This is a genomic window from Planifilum fulgidum (assembly GCF_900113175.1).
Lineage (GTDB): Bacteria > Bacillota > Bacilli > Thermoactinomycetales > DSM-44946 > Planifilum > Planifilum fulgidum.
Map to the genome: position 1 here is coordinate 1 of NZ_FOOK01000003.1, position 21,850 is coordinate 21,850.

The window sequence follows — 21,850 nt, forward strand, 5'->3', positions numbered from 1 at the left end:
TGGGTTCAGAACGTCGTGAGACAGTTCGGTCCCTATCTGTCGCGGGCGCAGGAAATCTGAGAGGATCTGCCCCTAGTACGAGAGGACCGGGGTGGACGCACCGCTGGTGTACCAGTTGTGCCGCCAGGCGCACCGCTGGGTAGCCAAGTGCGGACGGGATAAGCGCTGAAAGCATCTAAGCGCGAAGCCCCCCTCAAGATGAGATTTCCCACTCGCAGGCTTGCCTGCGAGGTAAGACCCCTCGGAGAAGACGAGGTGGATCGGTCCGAGGTGTAAGCGCAGCAATGCGTTCAGCTGACGGATCCGAATCGGTCGAGGGCTTCTCCTTGCACCTCCACGCACTTGATCCCGTAGCCAATTTTGAGGGTGCGGAGCATCCTCAGCCACAATGCCGTCTGGTGGCAATAGCGGAGGGGACCCACCCGTTCCCATTCCGAACACGGAAGTTAAGCCCTCCAGCGCCGATGGTACTGGGGGCGGGAGCCCCCGGGAGAGTAGGTCGCTGCCAGGCGGCCAAAAAAGACCCGGTCTTAGTGACCGGGTCTTTGATTTTTTGAAGAAAGACATCCAGGGAAAGCGGGAAATGCATCCCGTTTTTTTGTCCGTTCCTTTAAGCCATCGTCCGCCAAATCCGGCAAGGTTTTCTTCCGATTTTCAAGGCCAAAACCTTCCCACTCCGCTGATCTATCGCGCCACTTCGGCGGCGAAGCTGAGCGGAGTCGAACCGCTGACCTCACGTTTTCAGGACGGCTCAACGGCGCCGCAGCCCACATGCCAGCTTCCTTCAGGGGAAAAAAGGAATAAACCAGCGGCTTCCGCGTTTTACCGGGTGCCGGAGATGAAAAGGGCCGGCGGATCGCCGCCGAAATTCCCGGCGCGACCTGCCCTTCGAATGTCTCGATCCTCTGTGGTGAAGGAAAAGGTCCGGGGCTGGCAGGGACCTTCATCCTATGCCGCTCAGACCCGCAGTCTGACTTCCGGAAAGCGAGTCCGCTCCCTTCGAAGTTTGACTCGGCAGCTGGGGAGGTCCCCCTGCCCGGTGTTCCAGGTCATCTTTCTGCATCATCCGAGGCCGGAAAAATTTTGGGAAAGAAGTGGCAATTTTCATTTCGTTCGATTATAATCGAATCAAGCATATTGTTCGATGGAGGACGAACGATGGGCATCCGGATAGAGATCGATGCGGCGCCGGCCTATGAATTGTATCCCAGCCTGTTGGCTTATCTGGGGAAAGACAAGAGTCTCGACCGGGGGCCGTCGTGGGCCCGGCAGGTCAGAAAGGGGTTGGACAAAGAACTTGCGGAAGACCTGAAATCCCTCGGGAAACCGGTGGCATTCAGCGAGCCGAAGAGGAAGTTTTCCGACAACCCCCTGTTTCAGCTGATCTGGCTGCTTCCTCCGCTGATCCGGGATTGTCCGGAGGATCGAAGCGTCTCCGGTTTTTTGCGCTGGTTGGAGGGACTCAGCTCCGGCGAGCTCTACGAGCGGGCGGCCGAACGGCTGCCGGAGGGAATGTTCCTGCCCGCCGGGATCGGGGTTGTGCGGGATCGGGCCGTGTCGCTGTTGAGGCGATGGGACCGTCAGTATTTGAGCCGGCTGGATTCCGCCGTCTGGGAACATCTACAGCGGGATGCCGAGCGGAAGCGCCGGCGGTTCGACTCCCTGAAACCCGTAGAGTTGATCGAAGAGGCGACCAATGGCCTGTGGCTGTCTCCCGCAGAGAAGGATGTCACGGTGCTGCTGGTGCCCCAGGTCCATTGCGTTCCCGCAAACCTTTATGAGAGGTACAAAGACCTGCTCTTTATTCAATATCCCTGTGAATTGCCCTCCGGCGAGGGAAATCCTCCCACTTCCCTCCTCCGGATGGCCCGCAGCCTGGCGGACAAAAACCGCCTGCGCATCCTCCGCTATCTGTCCGGAGGCCCCCGCAGCTTTATGGAAATCGTCCGCCATACGGGACTGGCCAAGAGCACCGTGCATCACCATATGGTTTCGCTGCGGTCGGCGGGTCTGGTCCGAATGATGCTGGAAAAGGAGCGAAACGAGGCCCGCTACGCCTTGCGAAGGGAGGTGCCGGATCGCCTTCATGGCCTGCTTGCGGAATATCTGAAGGGGGAAAATCGTCCTTCCGATCCGCCTTGATGTTTCGGTCCTGCTGAACCGGCACGCATCTTCCCGCACGCATCTTCCCGGGGGTGAGAGGGAAACGATGAAGGAATTGATTCGAAACCGCAGGTTTCTTCTGGTCTGGCTGGCCCAGGCCGCATCAGGACTCGGCGGAATCTTCGCCATGTTTATCGAGGCGTGGTTGGTGTATTCCATCACCGGATCCAAGATGGCCATGAGCGGATTGGTCATGGCGTTCATGATCGCCTCCCTCACCGTTCAGTTGGGGGCGGGGCCGTTTCTGGACCGCTGGGACCGGCGCCTTGTGATGGCCCTTTCGCAGTGGTCCCGGGCCGTGGGATATCTGGTTCCCACTGCGCTGTATGTCCTGGATTCCCTCTCCTTGTGGCATCTGTACCTGGCGGTCGTGATCGGAGGGATGGCCGAGCCCCTATTTCGGTCCTCCAGCATGGCTTACCTTCCGGATCTTCTTCCCGAAAAGCAGCTGGTCAAGGGAAACGCCGTGTTGGAAGGAACCATGAACGGGATGGCCCTGGTCGGCCCTCCCCTGGCAGGGGTGGCGCTGGGGTGGCTGGGCCCGGAGATGATCCTGTCCGCTTTGGTCTTTTTGCTGGCGCTGTCGGGAACTCTGCTCATCCTGTTGCCCGGGAGCCGTCCGGACGCCAAGGGCGAAAAACAATCCTGGATCGCCCAGTTCAAGGAAGGGTTGGGCATTTTCAGGGTGCATCCGATGCTGCTGGGGACGGCTCTGCTGATCATGACGAGCAATTTCGCCTACGGGGCGATCGAACCCCTGTTTCTTCCCTATGTGTCGGAACTTCTCCACGGCACACCGGTGCAATTCGGCCTGCTCACCTCCGCCTTCTCCCTGGGCATGCTGTTGGGTTCCGTGTGGATGAGTTTTCGGGAGGAACCCCGAAACCGCCGCATGTACATGATTTTGTCCAACGGGGTGGCGGGGGTGGCCATTGCCGTGATGGGCGCTGTTCACCTGTTCCCCGTCGCACTCTTGATGGGCTTCGTGTCCGGGATCTGCGCCATCGTTTTCAACGTGCTGAACACCACCCTTTACCAGCGCTTTGTTCCCAAGGAGATTCGCGGTCGCGTCTTCACCGTCCGCATCCTGCTGGCCCAGTCGGCCATTCCCCTCGGCGCGTTTTTGGGCGGCGGATTTGCGGAGCTGTGGGGTCTTGCCCCCCTGTTTCTCATCGCGGGAGGGGTGGTGATCCTGGTGACGGTGGTCGCCTGGTTCCATCCGGTGTTCCATCGATTGAACCAGCAGGTGTCCGCCCCGCAGAAGGAGGAAATCTCCTTGTCGGGCTGAGGTCACTGGCTGCCGAAGGCTTGGGAACGCGATGAGACGTGCGCAGGGCGCGGAGGGCTGCCGTGTCGTGCCCCGAGCGTGTGAACCGGAAAATGCGGCGGAACTTGCCGGCTTTCGGCCGGGGCGTTTTTTGATCGGAGAGAGGTTTGCGGGAAGGGGGTGAAGAAGAGAAATAAAACCGAAAATATGTTCCTGTTCCTGGAGGCCGGGCTGTCGATGCATTCCTTCTTTATTCACACGGCCTTATCTTCCGATCTGGATCGGCCAGGCGGCCGCCGGGATGGGCGGCAGTTTCGCCACCTTTGTCCAGTCCTGGCTGATGTATGAACTGACGGGCTCCAAACTGGCGATGGGGAGCCTGTGGCTGGTGTTTATGCTGCCGGGCGTTTTGGTGAAGCTGGTGTCGGGGCCCTGTCTGGACCGGTGGGATCCGAAGCGGCTGATGATCGCCGTCCAATGGTCGAGGGCGGCGATTTTTCTCCTGCCTTTCGGGATGTTGGCGCTGCATGCGCTGGAGGTATGGCACCTGTGCCTGACGACGATCGCCGCGGGCATGACGGAGCAGCTCTTTCGCCCGGACGGCATGGCCTATGTGGCCGGGACCTTTCCGGGGGAGAAGATGGCGAGGGTCAATTCCCTCCTGGAAGGAACCATGCAGTTGACGCAGCTGACGGGACCGGCGCTGGCGGGCTGGGCGTTGGCGGAAGCGGAGGGGGACAGTTTACCCGTCTTGGCCGCTCTGGTCGCGATGACCGCCGGTTCGGGAGCGGCGCCCCTTCCTCTGCCCCGGGCGGAGGGAGGAGTGCGGAGAAAAAAAGCCGGTTGGTTGGGGCAGTTGATCGAGGGATTCCGCTTTTTCCGGCTGTCTCCCCTTTTCTGTGGACCGGGTTGCTCATGACGGCGGTCAACTTCTGCACCGGGGCGTTTCTTCCGATGATCCTCCCCTTTGTGACGGAGCGGCTGGGGGGATCATCGGCGGAATATGGCTTGTATATGGCCGCCTATCCCTTGGGCTTCATGTTGGGGGCCCTTTACACCGGGTGGATCGGGGAACCCTCGGACCGACGGCGGCGGATGCTCGGTGCGCTGTTCTTCCAGGGCGGCTTTATGTGCCTTCCCGCATGGACCCGCTCCTTTCCCGTCGCGCTGGTGCCGGAGACCGGTGTCGGCGTCTGCGCGCCCTGTTTACCGTTCAGAACACCCCCTTTTACCGGAGGCACGTCCCGGCGGATCTGCGCGGAAGAGTCTTCGCCCTGCGCATGTTGATCGCCCGGTCCGGTTTTCCCCTGGGTGCGCTGTTTGCCGCGGGATTTACGGAATGGATGGGCCTTTCGCTTCTGTTCACCCTTCTCGGAGGGATTGTTTTGACGGCGGCGGCATCGGCCTGGTTTTCCCCCGTGTACCGGGAGTTAAACCGGGCGGCGATGCGGAATTCGGAGGAGGGAGCGCGGCGGGTGAGGATCAGATAATTTCTTTTATTCGGTAAAAAATGCGAAAACTTTCCTTCCTCATCAATATAAATGGTATACTAAAGAAGTGGTGTAAAACCGCTGCTTTCGTGAAAAATTCCTGAAGTTCCGGGGAGGTTCCCTTTGAAAAAGGAGTGATGGGATGAAGTTAACCACCAAGATCTTGATCGGGATTGTGCTCGGCCTCATTGTAGGTGCGGCGCTTCATTTGTACTTTCCGTCGGTCTTTGACGTTTTGAATGAATATATCTTCGATCCCGTTGCGGTGTTGTTCATCAAGGCGATCAAGATGATCGTGGTTCCGCTGGTTTTCTTCTCGATCGCGTCGGGAGCGGCGGGAATCGCAGATCCCCGGAAGCTGGGGCGGATCGGGGGAAAAACGATCTTATTGTATCTTTTGACGACGGCGGTGGCGATCACCGTCGGGTTGATGCTGGCCAACGTCATCGCTCCCGGCGAGGGAGTCCACATCGGAGAAGCCTCGGAAAAACCCGATATCCAAGAAGCTCCTCCGATCAAGGAGACGCTGCTTAACATCATTCCGGAAAACCCGGTCCAGGCGATGGCGGAGGCGGAGATGCTTCAAATCATCTTTTTCGCCCTGTTCTTCGGGATCGCCATGGCACTGCTGGGTGAAAAGGCGGACCGGGTGAAAGCGGTGATCGAACAGGGGAACGAAGTGACCATCAAGATGGTGGATCTGGTGATGAAAACCGCCCCCTATGCCGCCTTCGCCCTGATGGCCCGGGCCATCGGTCAAGCGGGGATCGAACTGATCGGATCCATGGCCTGGTATATGGTCACCATCCTCGGGGCGCTGCTTTTGCATATGGCCATTATCTACAGCTTGCTGATCTGGGCATTGGGGAAAATGAATCCGCTTCAATTCTTCAAGGCGATGGGGCCGGCCATGGAAGTGGCCTTCACCACCAGCAGCAGCGCGGCAACCCTTCCGGTCACGATGGAGTGTGTGGAAAGGGATCTGAAGGTGCCCAAAAGCATCAGCAGCTTTGTCCTGCCCCTGGGCGCGACGGTGAACATGGACGGCACGGCGATCATGCAGGGGGTGGCCGCCGTATTCATCGCCCAACTGTACGGCATCGATCTATCGCTGGTGGAGCAGGGAATGATCCTTCTGACCGCCACCCTGGCCTCCATCGGAACGGCGGCGGTCCCCGGGGCGGGTCTGGTGATCCTGTCGATGGTGCTCACCTCCGTCGGATTGCCGGTGGAGGGAATCGCCATCATCATGGGCGTGGACCGGCTTTTGGACATGAGCCGGACCGTGACCAACATCACCGGCGACGCCTGCGTGGCCGTCTGCGTGGCGAGGACGGAGGAACGACGTGCGGAGGCGGCTTCCGCGGCGGAACTCAGTGCGTAAATCAAACCCGGCGCCTCATGGGCGCCGGGTTTCTTGGCTCTGGAAGGAGAGGCTGGATGGCTGACTTGATCCGTGGAAGGGGCGGATTCCGACGGAAGGGAAGGGCCGGGTGGTTTAATCCCCGAGCCTGTAGCGGAAGACGCCGCCTTTTTCCTCTTTTTTCACCGCCCCCCATTCCTCCAGCAGGTCCAGGTGGCCGAGGGTTTCCGACATGGCCAAGGGAAGCTGTTCCAAGTACTTGGAAGGGAAAAGTCGCTTGCAGAGCTCGAAGCAGGTCAGCGCTTCCCCCTCCGACAGGAAGTCGCGCAGGGTGAGGGCGCGCTTATCCTGCTGGGCAAGCCGCTCCCTAATCAGGGAATGGGCGTGGGAGATCTCTTTTCCGTGGCCGGCGAGGACCAGGGCCAAATCCATATCGAGACAGCTCCTGAGGGACTGGCGATACTGAAGGAGCGGCTTCGCCCGCTCGTCCTCCCCGGGATAGGGCGGTTCGATTAATGCATTGGAGGATACGTGCGCGATCAGATGATCTCCTCCGATCATCAGTCCGTCCGCCTCCCGGTAAAGGGAGATATGGCTTTGGGCATGGCCCTTCGTCTCCTTCACCCGCCATCCGGGCATCCCCGGGACCTCGTCTCCCTCGGCGATTTCCCCGTCCAGATCCGTCCGGCAATTGAATTGCTGCAGCAGTTTGTGCAGCTCGATGTTGGGTCCGATGAGGGATTCCGCCACGCCTCCGGAGTGGAACAGCTCTTCCATGTACCGGTACCATCGGCGGTAAAAGGATTCGTCTTGAAGGATCCAGGGGCGGTTTCGCGGGTGGCCGATGAGGCGGAAATTTCCGTGTTCCCGGAGATAATCGAGCAGGCCCACATGGTCGATATGGTGATGGGTGAGCACCACCTGTTCGATGTCCGAAGGGGAGTAACCCCGCTCCCGCAGCTGGGTTTTCAGGCTTTCCCACGCTTCGTCCGTTTTTGGCCCGGCGTCCACCAGGGTGAGCGATTCGCCCTCCACCAGATAAACGTTGACGGGGCCGATGGGAAAAGGCGTGGGCAGGGAGATCCGATGAATGCCTTTCAGTTTCGCGGAAGTGTTCAACGCCTTCGCCTCCGGTTCGCAAAATGATCGAGGGTCGTTGCTGCGGTTTCCGCCGGTTTCGCGGCGGAAGGCGGGGATGGAACCGAATTGTGAATGAACGGTCATTCATTATATATTATCCATATTATAATGGATTTCGGGGAATTCGGCAACCCAGGAGGGAAGAGGGGCGTTGAAAAACGAACGCTTAGATATAATTACCGTCTTAATGTTCGTCTTTTCCGTTGACTTCCCCTTTCGGGGCTGTTACACTGGGGGTGACGGGATTTTTCTCATATATGCTCGGGAATAGGGCCCGAGTGTCTCTACCCGGAAACCGTAAATTTCCGGACTATGGGAAAAATCCTCCTTTCGGCGTGCGCAAAAGCGCCCGGACGGTGGATTTTTCGGAGGTCCGAAATCCTTGTCCGGGCTCTTTTTGTGAGAAGGAGAAGGGAAGATCCCTCTGCTCATTCATATCGGATCCTTCCGTTGAAAATACTTGCGGATAGGGGAGAAGGCGCATGGAGAAGCCGCTGGTGGGAATCATCATGGGATCGACGTCCGACTGGCCGACGATGAAACGGGCCGCGGAGGTGCTGAAAGAACTGGAGATTCCCCACGAGAAGCGGGTGGTGTCCGCCCACCGGACGCCCGACGAGATGTTTCGTTACGCGGAGGAAGCCGCGGACCGGGGCATCGAAGTAATCATCGCCGGCGCGGGCGGGGCGGCTCACCTGCCGGGGATGGTGGCGGCGAAGACGGTCTTGCCCGTCATCGGTGTGCCGATCAGGACATCGGCGTTGAACGGCCTGGATTCGCTGCTCTCCATCGTGCAGATGCCCGGCGGCGTGCCCGTGGCCACGGTGGCCATCGGGGAGGCGGGGGCCATAAATGCCGGTCTTCTGGCGGCGGAGATCCTGGGCGTCAAGGATCCGTCCATCCGGCAGCGCCTGATCGCCCGGCGGGAGGCGATCCGCCGGCGCGTGCTGGAGGCGGCCGATCCGGAGGCGCAGGGATGATGGGACAAAAGGACATGCCGGGGGATGCCGCATGGGCGTCCGGTGACGGCAAACCACATGCGAAGTGAGTGATCATCCGTGAAAGCGACAACGGAGAGAAAGCGGTCCACCGGCCGGGTGTTCCTCCCCGGGAGCGTGGTGGGCATCCTGGGCGGGGGACAGCTGGGGCGCATGGTGATCCTGGAGGGGCGCAAGATGGGATACCGCTTCGTCACCCTGGATCCCGCCTCCGATTGCCCCGCAGGTCAGGTGGCCGACCGGCACATCGCCAGGGGATTCGATGACCCGGAGGGAGCGGAAGCCCTGGCGGAGGCCGCCGATGTGATCGCCTACGAGTTTGAGAATGTCAGCGCGGATGTCGTCAAGCGTCTGGAGCGGAAGGCGGCGCTTCCCCAGGGGAGCCGGCTGCTGGAGGTGACGCAGCACCGCTTGCGGGAAAAGGAGACCCTCGCGGCGGGCGGTCTCCCGGTGACTCCCTTCCGGGCGGTGAGGAGCCCGCAGGAGGCGGAGCGGGCAGCCAAAGAACTGGGCCTCCCCTGTGTCATGAAGACGGCCACGGGCGGATACGACGGCAAGGGACAGCGGCTGATCCGCTCCGCCGAGGAAGCGGCGTCCAGCTGGACCGAACTTTCCGCCGGCGGCCGGGAACTGATATTGGAAGCGTTCGTCCCCTTTCGGAAAGAACTGTCCGTGGTGGTGGCCCGGGGGATCGGAGGGGAGACGGCCGCCTTTCCCGTGGCGGAGAACATCCACCGGGACCACATTTTGCACATGTCCATCGTACCCGCCCCTATCGACGGGGAGATCGCCCGGCGGGCGGAAAAGCTCGCCCGGGATGTGGCCCGGCACTTGGGGGTTGTGGGCTTGATCGCCGTCGAGATGTTTCTTCTGGAGGACGGGCGCCTCCTGATCAACGAGCTGGCGCCCCGCCCGCACAATTCGGGCCATTACACCTACGACGCCTGCGCCACTTCTCAATTTGAACAATTTCTGCGGGCGATATGCGGGCTGCCCCTGGGTTCACCCCGGCTGCTCACTCCCGCCGTCATGGTGAATGTCCTGGGACAGCACCTGCCCGGCCTGCTGGAAAAGCTGCCCTCCCTGCCTCCGCAGGTGAAGGTGCACCTGTACGGAAAGCGGGAGGCCCGGCACGGAAGAAAGATGGGACATGTGACCATTTTGGCGGACGCGGCGGAAGCGCTTGAAATCATCCAACAAATCGGCCTTTGGGAAAGGTAGAAAGGGTTGGGACATCATGATCGAACGTTACACCCGCCCCGAAATGGGAGAGATCTGGACGGAGGAAAACCGGTTCCGCGCCTGGCTGAAGGTGGAGATTCTCGCCTGCGAGGCCTGGGCGGAGCTGGGGGTGATTCCCCGGGAAGACGTGGAGAAAATCCGGAAAAACGCCCGGATCGACGTCGCCCGCATTCACGAGATCGAGCGGGAGACCCGGCACGATGTGGTGGCCTTCACCCGGGCGGTGTCGGAAACCCTGGGTCCCGAGTCCAAATGGGTCCATTACGGTCTCACCTCCACCGACGTGGTGGATACGGCCTTATCTTATCTGCTGCTTCAGGCCAACCGGATTTTGCTTAAGGATATTGACCGCTTTCTGGAGGTGCTGAAGAAGAAGGCCCTCCGCTACAAGGACACCGTGATGATGGGGCGCACCCACGGGGTGCACGCGGAACCCACCACCTTCGGCCTGAAAATGGCCCTGTGGTACGCGGAGATGAAGCGAAACCGGGAGCGTTTCGTCCGGGCGATGGAGGAGGTGCGGGTGGGGAAAATCTCCGGCGCCGTGGGCACCTACGCCAACGTCGATCCCTTTGTGGAGGAGTATGTGTGCCGGAAGCTGGGCCTTGAGCCCGCGCCCATTTCGACCCAGACCCTGCAGCGGGACCGCCACGCGGCGTACATGGCCACCCTGGCCCTGATCGCCACCTCCCTGGACAAGTTTGCCACCGAAATCCGCGGCTTGCAGAAGAGCGAGACCCGCGAGGTGGAGGAGGCCTTCAAGGCGGGACAAAAGGGCTCTTCGGCCATGCCCCACAAGCGGAATCCCGTCGGTTCGGAAAATGTGAGCGGCTTGGCCCGGGTGATCCGGGGACACATGATTTCCGCCTACGAAAACGTCCCCCTGTGGCACGAGCGGGACATCTCCCACTCCTCCGTGGAGCGGGTGATCCTGCCCGATGCGACGATCCTCCTCAATTACCTCCTCAACCGCTTTGCGGGAATCGTGGAAGAGCTGACCGTGTTCCCAGAAAACATGAAGCGGAACATGGAGCGCACCTTCGGCCTGATTTATTCCCAGCGGGTCCTCCTCACCCTCATCGACAAGGGAATGAAGCGGGAAGAGGCCTACGACCGGGTGCAGCGCCTGGCGATGCGGGCCTGGGAGGAGCAGCGCCCCTTCCGCCCGCTGGTGGAGGCGGACGAGGTGATATCCAAGGTGCTCACGCCGGAGGAGGTCGCCGACTGTTTCGACTACCGGTACCATCTGAAACACGTGGACACTCTGTTCCGCCGGCTGGGCCTGTTGGACGAGTGATCGGGCCGGCCAAACCTGTGGAGAGGAGTCGGAAAACATGAACCGGGGTGAACTGCTGTACGAGGGGAAGGCGAAAAAGCTGTTTAGGACGGAGGACCCGGATGTGGTGCGGGTGGTGTACAAGGATGATGCCACCGCCTTTGACGGAAAGAAAAAGGGGCATCTTCCGGGCAAGGGGGAGATGAACAACCGGATCAGCGCGTTCTTTTTCCGCTATTTGGCCGAGAAGGGAGTGGACAACCACTTTGTCCGCCGCCTTTCGCCGACGGAGCAGCTGGTCCGGAGGGTGAGGATTCTTCCCCTGGAAGTGGTGGTGCGGAACCGGGCGGCCGGCTCCCTCGCCAAGCGGCTGGGGCTGGAGGAGGGGACGTCCCTGCCCCGGCCGGTGGTGGAGTTTTATTACAAGAACGATGAGCTGGGGGATCCCCTGGTCAACGAGGATCACATCGCCGCCCTTCAGCTGGCGTCTCCGGATCAGCTGGAGGAGATGAAGCATATCGCCCTGCGCGTCAATGGGCTCCTGAAGGAGCTGATGGAGGAGCGCGGGGTGATTCTGGTGGATTTCAAGCTGGAGTTCGGCCTGGACCGGGAGGGCCGGCTTCTGCTGGCGGACGAGATCTCGCCGGATACGTGCCGCTTTTGGGATGCCCGGACGGAAGAGAAGCTGGACAAGGATCGCTTTCGCCGGGACCTGGGGGGCGTCGTGGAGGCGTACCGCGAAATTTGGCGACGGCTGGGAGGAGAAATCCGTGATTAAGGCCACGATCACCGTGAAACTGAAACCGGGCGTGCTGGATCCCCAGGGGGAGGCGGTCAAGAAAGCGCTGCACACCCTGGGATTTGATGAAGTGTCCGATTTGCGCATCGGGAAGACGATGGAGGTTTGGCTAAGCGCCGATGATCCGGCGCAGGCGGAGGAACGGGTGCAGGCCATGTGCGAGAAACTGCTGGCCAATCCGGTCATCGAGACCTATTCCTTCTCGGTGGAGGAGGGGCTCTGATGCGCTTCGCCGTTCCCGTGTTTCCCGGTTCCAACTGCGACGTGGATTGCGTGAAGGCGGTGGAGGAGGTTCTGGAGCAGCCCGTGGATCTGGTGTGGCACACCCAAACTGATCTGTCCGTCTATGACGCCATCATCCTCCCCGGCGGCTTCTCCTACGGGGACTACCTGCGGACGGGGGCCCTGGCCCGCTTTTCCCCGGTGATGGAAGGGGTGAGGGAGGCGGCCGAAAAGGGCAAACTGGTCGTCGGCATCTGCAACGGCTTTCAGATCCTGCTCGAGGCGGGGCTGCTTCCCGGAGCGATGAGGCGGAACGATCATCTGCAGTTCCGCTGCGACATTCAGCTTCTGCGGGTGGAAAAACGCCCGGCTTCCCTTCACCCGGGATTACCGGGAGGGGGAGACGATCCGCATCCCCATCGCCCACGGCGAGGGAAACTATTACTGCGACGAGGAAACCCTGGCGGAGATCAAGCGAAACAATCAGATCGTCTTCCGCTACGCCGGGGAAAACCCGAACGGTTCGGTGGACGACATCGCCGGGATCGTCAACCGGGAGGGGAATGTGCTCGGCATGATGCCCCATCCGGAACGGGCGGTCCACCGCTGGATGGGTTCGGCGGACGGAGTGCGATTCTTCACTTCGATGCTGAAATATTGGAGGGAGAGCGGTGCAGCCTAAGCAAACGACCCGTTCCCGGGAGCCGGGTCCGGAGAGGATCCGCGACAGGAAGCTGTACCGGGAGCTGGGATTGACCGATGAGGAATACGAGCGGGTGGTCCGCTGTCTCGGCCGGCTGCCCAACTGGACGGAGACGGGCATCTACAGCGTGATGTGGTCGGAACACTGCAGTTACAAAAACTCCAAGCCGCTTCTCAGGCGCTTTCCCGTCGACGGCCCCCGGGTTCTGCAGGGGCCCGGGGAGGGGGCCGGCGTGATCGACATCGGGGACGGGCAGGCGGTGGTGTTCAAGATCGAAAGCCACAACCACCCGTCGGCCGTGGAGCCCTTCCAGGGGGCGGCGACGGGCGTCGGCGGGATCATTCGCGACGTTTTCTCCATGGGGGCGCGTCCGGTTGCCCTGCTCAATTCCCTCCGGTTCGGAACTCTGGACCGGCCCCGGGTCCGCTACCTGTTCGGCCAGGTGGTGGCCGGAATCGCCCACTACGGCAACTGCGTCGGGATTCCCACCGTGGGCGGGGAAGTCTGCTTCGACCCCCGTTACGAGGGCAATCCCCTGGTGAACGCCATGTGCGTGGGCATCCTCGACCACGAGGACCTGCAGAAGGGGGTGGCCTCCGGCGAGGGCAATCCGGTGATCTACGTGGGGGCCAGCACCGGACGGGACGGCATTCACGGGGCCACCTTCGCCTCCGAAGAGCTGAGCGAAGCTTCCGAAGAGAAGCGCCCTTCGGTGCAGGTGGGGGATCCCTTCAAGGAGAAATTGCTCCTCGAGGCGTGCCTGGAGATGGTGAAGGAGAACCTGCTGGTCGGGATCCAGGACATGGGCGCCGCCGGCCTCACCTGTTCCAGCGCCGAGATGGCGGCCAAGGGAAAGGTCGGCATGGTGCTGGATCTGGACCGGGTGCCCCAGCGGGAAGCGGAGATGACTCCCTATGAAATGATGCTGTCGGAATCCCAGGAGCGGATGCTCCTGGTCGTGGAAAAGGGGCGCGAGGAGGACATCAGGCGCATCTGCGACAAGTGGGGCCTCATCTGCGCCGTGATCGGGCGGGTGACGGGGGACGGGCGGCTTCGCCTCCTTCACAAGGGAGAGCAAGTGGCGGACATCCCCGTCCAGACCCTGACGGATGCGCCGGTGTACGTCCGGGAAGGGAAGGAGCCCGGTTACTACCGGGAGTTTGCCGCCTTCGATCCGGAGCCGGAGCTTTCGGGAATCGATCCCCAGGAGGCGCTGAGGAAGGTGCTCGCCTCTCCGACGGTGGCCAGCAAGCGCTGGGTGTACCGGCAATATGACCACATGGTGCGCGCCAGCACCGCCGTCCGGCCGGGTTCCGACGCGGCGGTGATCGTCCTGCGGGGGACGGACAAGGCGCTGGCGATGTGCACCGACGGGAACGGCCGGTATGTTTATCTCGATCCGAAGCGAGGCGGGGCGATCGCCGTCGCCGAGGCGGCGCGCAATGTGGTCTGCTCCGGGGCGGAACCTCTGGGAATCACCGACTGCCTCAACTTCGGCAACCCGGAAAAGCCGGAAATTTACTGGCAACTGGCCGGGGCGATCGACGGGATGAGCGAAGCGTGCCGCGTCCTGGGCACCCCGGTGGTCAGCGGGAATGTGAGCCTGTACAACGAGACGAAGGGGCAGGCCGTTCTTCCCACCCCCGTGGTCGGCATGGTGGGGCTGATCCAGAGCCGCCGGCACATCACCACCCAGGACTTCAAGGAGGAGGGCGACCTGATTTTCCTCCTGGGGGAGACCCGGGCGGAGTTGGGCGGAAGCGAGCTGCAGCAGGTGATCACCGGCCGGATCGCCGGGCGTCCGCCGGCGATCGACCTGGAAAAGGAAAAGCGCCTTCAGGATGCGGTGCTTGAGGCGATCCGAAGGGGCTGGGTTTCGTCGGCCCATGACCTGTCCGAGGGCGGGCTGGCCGTGGCGCTGGCGGAGTCCTGCATCGGCGGCGGCCGGGGGGCGGAGATCGATGTCCGGACGGATCTGTCGGCCATCGCCTTCCTCTTCAGTGAAAGCCAATCCCGGGTGCTTCTCAGCGCTTCTCCGGACGCGGCCGAGGAACTGGAACACTTTTTGCGGGAGCGGGGAGTTCCCTTTGAGCGGATCGGGCGGGTGACCGAAGGGCGACTCCGGGTGCGCCTGAACGGCAGGGAAGTGATCGACGCCGGCGTGGGCGAGCTCTCCGACGTGTGGGAAGGGGCGATACCGTGCGCGATGAATCCGTCTTCGACGAACTGAAGGAAGAATGCGGGGTGTTCGGCATCGCCGGCCATCCGGAGGCGGTCCGGCTCACCTATTACGGGCTGCACGCGCTGCAGCACCGGGGACAGGAAAGCGCCGGCATCGCCGCCACCGACGGGGGGGCTTTCCGGCACCACCGCGGCATGGGGCTGGTGACGGAAGTGTTTGATGACGACGGGCTGCGAAAATTGTCGGGGCACACCGCCATCGGCCACGTCCGCTACTCCACCACCGGGGAGAGCGGCCTCCTCAACGCCCAGCCCCTGGTTTTCAACTATCCCTTCGGGCCCTTGGCCCTGGCGACCAACGGCAACCTGGTGAACGCGGGACGCCTGAGGGAGGAACTGGAGCGGGCGGGCTCCATTTTCCAGACCACCACCGACACCGAGGTGATCGCCCATCTGATCGCCCGCTCCCGCCGGGAGCGGCTGGAGGATGCCGTCGTCGACGCCCTGGCGCAGCTGACGGGGGCTTTCGCCCTGTTGATCCTGACCAAGGACCGGCTGCTGGTGGCCCAGGATCCCCACGGCCTGCGCCCCCTCTCCATCGGCCGGCTGGGAGACGCCCACGTCTTTTCCTCGGAAACCTGCGCCTTTGACGCCATCGGGGCGGAGCTGATCCGGGAAGTGCGGCCCGGCGAGCTGATCATCCTGGACCGAAGCGGGCTGCGGAGCCGAACCTTCGCCCCGCCGGCCCGGAGGGCGGTCTGTTCCTTCGAATATATCTACTTCGCCCGTCCCGACAGCGAAATCGGAGGCATCAACGTGCACGCGGCCCGGAAGCGGCTGGGGCGGCAGCTGGCCAAGGAAGCCCCCGCCGAAGCGGACGTGGTGACCGGCGTGCCCGACTCCAGCATTTCCGCGGCCATCGGCTATGCGGAGGAGGCGGGCATCCCTTATGAGCTGGGACTGATCAAAAACCGGTACGTGGGCCGGACCTTCATTCAGCCCAGCCAGGAGATGCGGGAACAGGGAGTCAAGATGAAACTGTCCGCGGTGCGCAAGGTGGTGGAGGGGAAACGGGTGGTCATGGTGGATGACTCCCTTGTCCGGGGAACCACCAGCCGCCGGATCGTAAGGATGCTCCGGGAGGCGGGAGCCGCGGAGGTGCACGTTCGCATCAGTTCCCCGCCGGTCCGGTTTCCCTGCTTTTACGGGATCGACACCTCCGACCGGGATCAGCTGATCGCCGCCGGCCATTCGGTGGAGGAGATCCGGAAAATCATCGGCGCCGACTCCCTGGCCTTTTTGAGCGCCGAGGGGATGCTGGAGGCCATCGGACGCCATCCGGGCGAACCGAACCGCGGCCACTGTCTGGCCTGCTTCGACGGAAGGTATCCGACAAAAATCGGGGACGCCCTGGTGATGGAGGGGAGACGATGAGCGAAGCGTATCGCGCGGCCGGAGTGGACATCGACGCCGGCAACGAGGCGGTTCGGCGGATCAAAGAACATGTCCGGCGCACCCGCCGCCGAGAGGTGATCGGCGACATCGGCGGTTTCGGCGGACTTTTCGCCCTGAAATCCTTCGATCAGCCCGTGCTGGTTTCCGCCACGGACGGGGTGGGGACCAAGCTGAAAATCGCCTTTGCCCTGGACCGCCACGACACCATCGGCATCGACTGCGTCGCCATGTGCGTCAACGACGTTGTGGTGCAGGGGGCGGAGCCCCTGTTTTTTCTCGATTATCTGGCCACCGGAAAGCTGGTTCCCGAACAGGCGGAAGCGGTGGTCAAGGGGGTGGCCGACGGATGCGTGGAGGCGGGCTGCGCCCTGATCGGCGGGGAGACGGCGGAAATGCCGGACATGTACGCCCCCGGTGAATACGACATCGCCGGCTTTTGCGTCGGCGTCGCGGAACGGGAACGCCTGCTCACGGGAACGTCCATCCGTCCCGGGGACGTTTTGCTCGGCCTCTCCTCCAGCGGATTGCACAGCAACGGGTTTTCCCTGGCGCGGAAGGTGTTGTTAAGCGGCGGCCCGGATCGGCTGGGGGAAAAACTCCCCGAGGAGGGTTGCACCCTGGGGGAGGAGCTGCTTAGGCCGACGCGGATTTATGTGAAAACGTTTCTCTCCCTGCTCAGGCGCTTCGACGTGAAGGGGGGCGCCCACATCACCGGCGGCGGCCTCGTCGAAAACGTCCCCCGGATGTTGCCGGAAGGGTGCCGGGCCGTCATCGACCGGGGCAGCTGGCCGGTTCCGCCCATTTTTCGGCGGATCGCCCGGGAAGGGGGCATCGGCGACGAGGACATGTTCCGCACCTTCAACATGGGGATCGGCATGGTCCTCTGCCTGCCGGCGGGCCAGGCGGAGGAGGCCAAAGCCCGGGCCGAGTCGCTGGGGGAGCGGGCCTGGATCATCGGCCGGGTGACGGAAGGAAGCCGCGGGGTCGCCTGGACCGGAAGGGAGGACCGTCGATGAGCATCGCCGTGTTTGCCTCCGGGAGCGGGAGCAATTTTCAGGCCCTGGTGGAGGCTTCCCGCGCCGAGGACTGGCCGGAGCCGATTCGACTCCTCGTCTGCGACCGCCCGGGGGCGCGGGTGCTGGAGCGGGCCGAGAAGTTGGGCGTTCCTTCCCTTCTGGTCGACCCGAAGGAATTTTCCTCCAAGGCCGACTACGAGGCGGAAATTCTGGCCCGCCTCCGGCGGGAGGGGATTCGGCGACTGGTGCTGGCGGGATACATGCGGCTGATCGGACCGACCCTTCTGGACGCCTACCGGTGGCGAATCGTCAACATCCATCCCTCCCTTTTGCCGGCCTTTCCGGGGAAGGATGCCGTCGGGCAAGCGCTGGATTACGGCGTGAAATGGACCGGGGTCACCGTTCATTTCGTCGACGAGGGGATGGACACCGGGCCGATCATCGCCCAGGAGCCGGTCCGCGTCGACGAGGGGGACGACCGCGCATCGCTCACCCGCAAGATCCAGGCGGTGGAGCACCGGCTTTATCCATCGGTGATCCTCGACTGGATCAGCGGCCGGATCAAGGAGCCCGCCGGCAGATGACGGGTTTGTTCAAAAGGATGGGAAGTTTCCCGCTAAAAAAAGAGGCTTCCTGGGTGCCGGCCGGGGGAGGCGGGGCCGATATGCGCCCCTTTTCGGAAAGGACGGATTGCCCGGCCTGCCCGCGGGAGGGCGGAAGCCGGATTTAGGAAATTTCATCCCACACCGTAGCGGAAGGTAAAGGAGGAAGCCATGCTTACCATCCGACGCGCATTGATCAGTGTGTCCGACAAGACCGGAGTCGTCTCGTTGGCCCGGGAGTTGGCCGCAAGGGGCATCGAGATCGTCTCCACGGGCGGAACCGCCCGGCTGCTGAAGGAATCCGGCGTTCCGGTCACCGGCGTTTCCGACGTGACCGGTTTTCCGGAGATCCTGGACGGGAGGGTGAAAACCCTGCATCCGAAGATCCACGCCGGGCTCTTGGCCCGTCAGGATGAGGAGGAGCACCGCCGACAGCTCCGGGAGCACGGGATCCAACCCTTCGAGCTGGTGGTGATCTCCCTCTACCCCTTCCGGGAGACGGCGGGGCGGCCGGGGGTGTCCTTTGAGGAAGTGATCGAAAACATCGACATCGGCGGTCCGGCGATGATCCGGGCGGCGGCCAAGAACCACCGCCATGTGACGGTGTTGGTGGACCCGGAAGATTACGGGGTCGTGCTTTCCCAGATCCGGGAGCGGGGGAGCGTGGATGATGAAACCCGCCTTCGCCTGGCGGCCAAGGCGTTTCGCCACACGGCGGCCTACGACGCCCTGATCGCCCAATATCTCAGCGGACGGGCGAAAGAAGCGTTTCCGGAAAAGCTGACGGTCACCTTCGACAAGGTCCGGGATCTTCGATACGGGGAAAATCCGCACCAGAAGGCCGCCTTTTACCGGGATCCCTTCGCGGGGCCGGGGCGGATCGCCACCGCCGAAAAGCTGCACGGCAAAGAGCTTTCCTACAACAACATTCAGGATGCCGGCGCCGCCTGGGAGGCGGTCCGGGAGTTTGCGGAGCCGGCGGCGGTGGTGGTGAAACACACCAACCCCTGCGGGGTGGGGTTGGGCTCCTCCCTGCCGGAGGCCTTCCGGAAAGCCCATGAGGCGGACCCGGTTTCCATCTTCGGGGGCATCGTCGCCCTGAACCGGCCCGTCGACCGGGAGACGGCCGAGCAACTGAAAGGCATCTTCCTGGAGATCGTCCTCGCCCCCGATTTCACCCCGGAGGCGCTGGAGGTGCTCAAGCAGAAGAAAAATCTGCGCCTGCTCCGGATGGCGGGGGAAGGAGAGGAAGCCGGGACGGAGGGGGCCCCTTGGCGCTTCACGGCGGCGGATGGGGGCCTGTTGATGCAGGAGGCGGACCGGAAGGGTCTGGACCGCGCCGAATGCCGGGTCGTCACCCGGCGGGCCCCCTCGGAGGGGGAGTGGAAGGAGCTCCTCTTCGCCTGGAAGGTGGTCAAGCACGTCAAGTCCAACGCCATCGTCCTGGCCAAGGATCAGCGGACCGTCGGGATCGGCGCCGGACAGATGAACCGGGTGGGCGCGGCGGAGATCGCCATCCGGCAGGCCGGCGATCGAGCCCGGGGAGCGGTCCTCGCCTCCGACGCCTTTTTCCCGATGAAGGATACGGTGGAGGCGGCGGCCCGGGCCGGGATTGCGGCCATCATCCAGCCCGGGGGATCGATCCGGGATGAGGAGTCGATTGCCGAAGCGGATCGGCACGGGATCGCCATGGTGTTCACGGGGATCCGCCATTTCAAACATTGAGGGAGGAAGAGGGATGCGCGTCCTGGTGATCGGAAGCGGCGGACGGGAACATGCGCTGGTGTGGAAACTCCGGCAGAGCCCCCGGGTTTCCCGGGTGTACGCCGCCCCGGGCAACGGGGGGATGGCGGAAGGGGCGGAGTGCCTGCCCTTTTCGGCGACGGCGGTGGATGAGCTGGTGCGCTTTGCGGAGGACGAGGGGATCGACCTGACGGTGGTCGGCCCCGAGGCGCCGCTGATGGCCGGCTTGGTCGACCGGTTTGAGGAGCGGGGACTGAAGGTGTTCGGACCGCGCCGGAAAGCGGCGCTCATCGAGGGGAGCAAGCGGTTTGCCAAGGAGCTGATGGCCCGGCACGGCATTCCGACCGCCCGTTTCCGCGCCTTCAACGATGCGGAGGAGGCCAAGCGCTACGTTCGGGCGCAGGGGGCACCCGTCGTGGTGAAGGCGGACGGATTGGCGGCGGGGAAAGGCGTGGTGGTGGCCCGCACCGTCGAGGAGGCCGAGGAGGCGATCCGGCAGGCGATGGAGGAGCGGGTATTCGGTGCGGCGGGCGAGGAAGTGGTGATCGAGGAATGCCTTTTCGGACAGGAGATGTCCCTGATGGCCTTCGTCGACGGGGAGACGGTCCGCCCGATGGAGCCGGCCCAGGATCACAAGCCCGTGTTCGATGGAGACCGCGGTCCCAACACGGGCGGCATGGGGGCCTACTCGCCGGTCCCGCAGATTCCCCGGGAGGTGGTCCGCCGGGCGGTGGACAAGATCCTGAAGCCGACGGCCCGGGCGCTGGCGGAGGAGGGGATTCTTTACCGCGGCGTGCTGTATGCGGGGCTGATGATCACGCCGGAGGGGCCCAAGGTGATCGAGTTTAACGCCCGCTTCGGCGATCCGGAGGCCCAGGTGATTCTTCCCCGGCTGGAGTCGGACCTGGTGGAAATCCTCCTGGCCACGGCGGAGGGTCGGCTGGCGGAGGTGGAGATCCGCTGGAGGGAGGAGGCCGCCGTCTGCGTGGTGATGGCCTCCGAAGGGTATCCGGGTTGTTATCGCACCGGGCTGCCCGTCACCGGATTGCCGGAGCCCGCCGCCGACCGGATCGTCTTCCACGCCGGCACCCGGCGGGAAGGGGACCGGATCGTCACCGCCGGCGGCCGGGTGCTCGGCGTGACCGCCCTTGGCTCCGACATCGCGGAGGCCCGGAACAAAGCCTACGACGCGGTGGAGGCCATTCGCTTTGAAGGGGCCCACTTCCGCCGGGACATCGCCGCCCGGGCGCTGAAGGGGTAGAATGCGCCTCCGATGATCCGGGAGGGTTTCAGCTTTGGAGAACCCGAAAGAACCAGGTGATGACCCCCCACAAACCGATGCCGAACAACAGGGACCAATGGAACGAAACATGATGTCTCAGACAAATCACGATGATCAGTAAGAGAAAGGCCGTGGGAATCAATCCCCACAACACCCCGGTTAAAAAATCGGCGATTTCCCGGGATTTTGGCTGTTCCAGGGACAGCCAGAAAGCCGACAGCAAACTCACCAGCGGGAGCGCCGCGATCCATCCCCCGAGCACGGGGGATTTTTTGCCGAACCAGGTGACGAGCAGGATGATCAGGGCGGAGGCGATCGCTTTGGTCAAGGTGTAGAGCATTCCGGCGCCTCCTCCTTCAATCGCCTGAGAAGAAGCGAAAACCCTTGAAAAATGACGTCTTTTTCCTCCTTCGGAATGCGGGTGAGAAGGCGCTCCAATTTCGCAATGTCCAGTCCCGTGTGTTCCTCCAGGACTTTCCGGCCTGAAGGGGTAAGGTTGAGCTCCACGACCCGCTCGTCGTCCCTTCTCCGTTTCCGAAAGATCAGTTTTTTATCCTCCAGGCGGCGCAGGATTTCGGAAGCGGTGTTGTGGGCACACCCCAGATGTTCCGCCACCGCCCGGACGGTTGTTCCGGGATTCATGGCGATGCAGTGGAGGGCCCGGACCGAAGAGTGGGAGAGCGGCACGGTGAAATGCGGGTGGCAGTGATAATAAATGGAAGAAAACAGTTGGGAAAGTTCCCTTGCATCCATAAGGATCCCTCCTATATCGGTTATAACGATTATATCGTCTAAAACGATATATTTGCAACATGCTTTCGGCGATGGGGACTGCATGTCCAAAAGGTGTGAACATATCACGACCGGGCCTTGCCGGTCCGTCGGCATGTCGGTGAATCAAAAAGGGC

19 protein-coding genes, 2 rRNA genes, 1 pseudogene and 1 riboswitch are annotated in these 21,850 nt (G+C 62.8%); of the genes and pseudogenes, 19 read left to right on the forward strand and 3 right to left on the reverse strand.

Annotated elements, in window-relative coordinates:
- The 7 genes from BM063_RS01990 to BM063_RS02030 form a co-directional block, all read left to right on the forward strand.
- A 23S ribosomal RNA gene (locus tag BM063_RS01990) occupies window positions 1–328 on the forward strand; the annotation flags it as partial.
- 66 nt (window positions 329–394) lie between these two features.
- Window positions 395–511 (forward strand): 5S ribosomal RNA (gene rrf / locus BM063_RS01995).
- A gap of 647 nt (window positions 512–1,158) precedes the next feature.
- Entirely contained in the window at window positions 1,159–2,142 is a 984-nt protein-coding gene (locus tag BM063_RS02005) for an ArsR/SmtB family transcription factor (RefSeq protein ID WP_092035660.1), read from the forward strand.
- A 67-nt stretch (window positions 2,143–2,209) separates the two neighbouring features.
- Window positions 2,210–3,451 (forward strand): MFS transporter, encoded by a 1,242-nt coding sequence (locus tag BM063_RS02010; RefSeq protein ID WP_092035661.1) that lies wholly within the window; start codon window positions 2,210–2,212, stop codon window positions 3,449–3,451.
- A 259-nt stretch (window positions 3,452–3,710) separates the two neighbouring features.
- Window positions 3,711–4,349, forward strand: a complete 639-nt coding sequence (locus BM063_RS02015) for an MFS transporter (protein WP_281246672.1) — start codon at window positions 3,711–3,713, stop codon at window positions 4,347–4,349.
- A gap of 211 nt (window positions 4,350–4,560) precedes the next feature.
- Entirely contained in the window at window positions 4,561–4,920 is a 360-nt protein-coding gene (locus tag BM063_RS17155) for an MFS transporter (protein ID WP_143085203.1), read from the forward strand.
- Window positions 4,921–5,062: 142 nt separating this feature from the next.
- On the forward strand, window positions 5,063–6,304 hold the full coding sequence (locus BM063_RS02030) for a dicarboxylate/amino acid:cation symporter (protein ID WP_092035665.1): 1,242 nt from the start codon (window positions 5,063–5,065) through the stop codon (window positions 6,302–6,304).
- Between the two features lie 114 nt (window positions 6,305–6,418).
- Here the strand turns inward: BM063_RS02030 and BM063_RS02035 are convergent, their stop codons facing one another.
- Window positions 6,419–7,402, reverse strand: coding sequence for an MBL fold metallo-hydrolase (locus BM063_RS02035; RefSeq protein WP_245751976.1), 984 nt, complete (start codon window positions 7,400–7,402; stop codon window positions 6,419–6,421).
- A gap of 252 nt (window positions 7,403–7,654) precedes the next feature.
- Window positions 7,655–7,756, forward strand: a riboswitch (purine riboswitch).
- 149 nt (window positions 7,757–7,905) lie between these two features.
- On the opposite strand from BM063_RS02035, the gene purE reads away from it, so the two are divergent.
- The 12 genes and pseudogenes from purE (at window position 7,906) to purD (ending at window position 20,921) form a co-directional block, all read left to right on the forward strand.
- The gene (gene purE, locus BM063_RS02040; RefSeq protein ID WP_092035666.1) at window positions 7,906–8,403 is read left to right on the forward strand and encodes a 5-(carboxyamino)imidazole ribonucleotide mutase; all 498 of its coding nucleotides are present in this window, start codon (window positions 7,906–7,908) and stop codon (window positions 8,401–8,403) included.
- A gap of 78 nt (window positions 8,404–8,481) precedes the next feature.
- Window positions 8,482–9,642, forward strand: coding sequence for a 5-(carboxyamino)imidazole ribonucleotide synthase (gene purK, locus BM063_RS02045; RefSeq protein ID WP_245751977.1), 1,161 nt, complete (start codon window positions 8,482–8,484; stop codon window positions 9,640–9,642).
- 16 nt (window positions 9,643–9,658) lie between these two features.
- Complete coding sequence (gene purB / locus BM063_RS02050; RefSeq protein ID WP_092035667.1) at window positions 9,659–10,960, forward strand: adenylosuccinate lyase; 1,302 nt, start codon at window positions 9,659–9,661, stop codon at window positions 10,958–10,960.
- Window positions 10,961–10,997: 37 nt separating this feature from the next.
- Window positions 10,998–11,717 carry a phosphoribosylaminoimidazolesuccinocarboxamide synthase gene (gene purC, locus BM063_RS02055; protein ID WP_092035668.1) on the forward strand — a complete coding sequence of 240 codons (720 nt, stop codon included), beginning with the start codon at window positions 10,998–11,000 and terminating at the stop codon, window positions 11,715–11,717.
- A complete protein-coding gene (purS, locus tag BM063_RS02060; protein WP_092035669.1) occupies window positions 11,710–11,961 on the forward strand; it encodes a phosphoribosylformylglycinamidine synthase subunit PurS in 252 nt (83 codons plus the stop codon). Before purC ends, purS begins: the two co-directional genes overlap by 8 nt.
- A pseudogene (gene purQ, locus BM063_RS02065) lies at window positions 11,961–12,642 on the forward strand (phosphoribosylformylglycinamidine synthase subunit PurQ). Before purS ends, purQ begins: the two are co-directional and overlap by 1 nt.
- Window positions 12,632–14,893: a phosphoribosylformylglycinamidine synthase subunit PurL gene (gene purL, locus BM063_RS02070; RefSeq protein WP_092035670.1), complete on the forward strand. Its 2,262-nt coding sequence runs from the start codon at window positions 12,632–12,634 to the stop codon at window positions 14,891–14,893. Before purQ ends, purL begins: the two are co-directional and overlap by 11 nt.
- On the forward strand, window positions 14,863–16,278 hold the full coding sequence (purF, locus tag BM063_RS02075; RefSeq protein WP_092035671.1) for an amidophosphoribosyltransferase: 1,416 nt from the start codon (window positions 14,863–14,865) through the stop codon (window positions 16,276–16,278). Before purL ends, purF begins: the two co-directional genes overlap by 31 nt.
- Complete coding sequence (purM, locus tag BM063_RS02080) at window positions 16,275–17,315, forward strand: phosphoribosylformylglycinamidine cyclo-ligase (RefSeq protein ID WP_092035672.1); 1,041 nt, start codon at window positions 16,275–16,277, stop codon at window positions 17,313–17,315. Before purF ends, purM begins: the two co-directional genes overlap by 4 nt.
- Window positions 17,312–17,899 carry a phosphoribosylglycinamide formyltransferase gene (gene purN / locus BM063_RS02085; RefSeq protein ID WP_092035673.1) on the forward strand — a complete coding sequence of 196 codons (588 nt, stop codon included), beginning with the start codon at window positions 17,312–17,314 and terminating at the stop codon, window positions 17,897–17,899. The genes purM and purN overlap by 4 nt, the downstream gene beginning before the upstream one ends.
- Window positions 17,900–18,088: 189 nt before the next feature.
- On the forward strand, window positions 18,089–19,642 hold the full coding sequence (gene purH / locus BM063_RS02090; RefSeq protein WP_092035674.1) for a bifunctional phosphoribosylaminoimidazolecarboxamide formyltransferase/IMP cyclohydrolase: 1,554 nt from the start codon (window positions 18,089–18,091) through the stop codon (window positions 19,640–19,642).
- Window positions 19,643–19,655: 13 nt separating this feature from the next.
- Window positions 19,656–20,921: a phosphoribosylamine--glycine ligase gene (gene purD / locus BM063_RS02095; RefSeq protein ID WP_092035675.1), complete on the forward strand. Its 1,266-nt coding sequence runs from the start codon at window positions 19,656–19,658 to the stop codon at window positions 20,919–20,921.
- Window positions 20,922–20,949: 28 nt separating this feature from the next.
- Here the strand turns inward: purD and BM063_RS02100 are convergent, their stop codons facing one another.
- On the reverse strand, window positions 20,950–21,282 hold the full coding sequence (locus BM063_RS02100) for a DUF3147 family protein (RefSeq protein WP_092035676.1): 333 nt from the start codon (window positions 21,280–21,282) through the stop codon (window positions 20,950–20,952).
- Window positions 21,267–21,695 carry a MarR family winged helix-turn-helix transcriptional regulator gene (locus BM063_RS02105; RefSeq protein WP_177198932.1) on the reverse strand — a complete coding sequence of 143 codons (429 nt, stop codon included), beginning with the start codon at window positions 21,693–21,695 and terminating at the stop codon, window positions 21,267–21,269. The genes BM063_RS02100 and BM063_RS02105 overlap by 16 nt, the downstream gene beginning before the upstream one ends.
- Window positions 21,696–21,850: the final 155 nt, after the last annotated feature.

What these genes read in the sequence shown, in the direction of transcription:
- BM063_RS02005 (WP_092035660.1), top strand. Translation starts at nt 1,159, where the DNA reads ATGGGCATCCGGATAGAGATCGATGCGGCGCCGGCCTATGAATTGTAT.
- BM063_RS02010 (WP_092035661.1), top strand. Translation starts at nt 2,210, where the DNA reads ATGAAGGAATTGATTCGAAACCGCAGGTTTCTTCTGGTCTGGCTGGCC.
- BM063_RS02030 (WP_092035665.1), top strand. Translation starts at nt 5,063, where the DNA reads ATGAAGTTAACCACCAAGATCTTGATCGGGATTGTGCTCGGCCTCATT.
- purE (WP_092035666.1), top strand. Translation starts at nt 7,906, where the DNA reads ATGGAGAAGCCGCTGGTGGGAATCATCATGGGATCGACGTCCGACTGG.
- purB (WP_092035667.1), top strand. Translation starts at nt 9,659, where the DNA reads ATGATCGAACGTTACACCCGCCCCGAAATGGGAGAGATCTGGACGGAG.
- purC (WP_092035668.1), top strand. Translation starts at nt 10,998, where the DNA reads ATGAACCGGGGTGAACTGCTGTACGAGGGGAAGGCGAAAAAGCTGTTT.
- purM (WP_092035672.1), top strand. Translation starts at nt 16,275, where the DNA reads ATGAGCGAAGCGTATCGCGCGGCCGGAGTGGACATCGACGCCGGCAAC.
- purN (WP_092035673.1), top strand. Translation starts at nt 17,312, where the DNA reads ATGAGCATCGCCGTGTTTGCCTCCGGGAGCGGGAGCAATTTTCAGGCC.
- purH (WP_092035674.1), top strand. Translation starts at nt 18,089, where the DNA reads ATGCTTACCATCCGACGCGCATTGATCAGTGTGTCCGACAAGACCGGA.
- purD (WP_092035675.1), top strand. Translation starts at nt 19,656, where the DNA reads ATGCGCGTCCTGGTGATCGGAAGCGGCGGACGGGAACATGCGCTGGTG.
- BM063_RS02100 (WP_092035676.1), bottom strand. Translation starts at nt 21,282, where the DNA reads ATGCTCTACACCTTGACCAAAGCGATCGCCTCCGCCCTGATCATCCTG.
- BM063_RS02105 (WP_177198932.1), bottom strand. Translation starts at nt 21,695, where the DNA reads ATGGATGCAAGGGAACTTTCCCAACTGTTTTCTTCCATTTATTATCAC.